Source organism: Gordonia sp. IITR100 (genome assembly GCF_002009645.1).
Classification (GTDB): domain Bacteria; phylum Actinomycetota; class Actinomycetes; order Mycobacteriales; family Mycobacteriaceae; genus Gordonia; species Gordonia hongkongensis.
In genome coordinates, this window is record NZ_MVKV01000048.1 from 1 (window position 1) to 993 (window position 993).

The following is a 993-nucleotide window of genomic DNA, read 5'->3' on the forward strand; positions in this document are numbered from 1 at the left end:
TTGCACTCCGCGGTCGGAGTGGTGGATCAGCCCGGCCACGTCGTGGCCGGCACGCGACCGTGCCCACAATCCCATGTTCAGGGCGTCGAGGGCGAGGTCGGTGTGCATGGTGGTCGAGACCTGCCAGCCGACGACCATCCGCGAGAACACGTCCAGGACGAACGCCGCGTACACCCAGCCCGAGTGGGTGCGGATGTAGGTCAGGTCCGCCACCCACAACGCGTTCGGTGCCGCCGCGGTGAACTGACGGTTGACCCGGTCAGCCGGCCGGGGTGTTTCAGCTCCCTCGCTGCGCGTGGTCTTGCGTGTCTTGAGTCTCGCTATCCCTTGCAGCCCATCGGCTTTCATCAATCGCTCGACGGTGCAGCGGGCAGCACTATGGCCCTGTCTGCGCAATTGGGCATGCACCTTGCGGGCACCGTAGACGCCGAGGTTGTCGGCATGCACCGCGCGGACCTGGGTAAGGAGCTCCCGGTCACGCACCACACGAGGCGCCTCGGTCTTCTGGGGGCTCAGGTGGGCTCGTACCGTGGACGGAGCGATCTGGGCGGACGTATCGCGCAATGCCGCACAGATCGGATCGACTCCGTGTTCATCGCGGTGAGCCGCGACGAACTCCACGATCAGCGCTGTGGGCGGTCGATCTCCGCCGCAAAGAAAGCCGAAGCCTGCTTCAAGATCGTGTTCGCTCGCCGCAGTTCACGGTTCTCCCGCTCCAACGCCGCGATGCGGTCAGCGTCCTCACTCGTGGTGCCCGGGCGGACCCCGCCGTCGATCTCGGCCTGACGAACCCAATTGCGCAACGCCTCGGGATGGACTCCGAGCTGATCGGCGATCCGCTTGATCGCACCTCTCGACGAATCGGGATCTCGTCGCGCTTCACATGCCATCCGGGTGGCCCGGTCCTTGAGTTCCTCACTGTACTTGCGTGGTGCTGCCATGCTCTCCATCCTTCACAGGTTCGAGAGCCTCCGACAGACCCGGGGCGGTTCA

2 protein-coding genes and 1 other annotated feature are annotated in these 993 nt (G+C 65.6%); both genes read right to left on the minus strand.

The features are described 5' to 3' along the window. On the minus strand, positions 1-621 hold a 621-nt coding region (locus B1818_RS24115), incomplete at its 3' end, for an IS3 family transposase (protein WP_176455990.1). Next, positions 535-663 (minus strand) — a sequence feature (AL1L pseudoknot). (Overlaps the previous gene by 87 nt.) Further along, positions 624-941 carry a transposase gene (locus tag B1818_RS23820; protein ID WP_004022138.1) on the minus strand — a complete coding sequence of 106 codons (318 nt, stop codon included), beginning with the start codon at positions 939-941 and terminating at the stop codon, positions 624-626. Its footprint overlaps the feature before it by 40 nt. Positions 942-993: the final 52 nt, after the last annotated feature.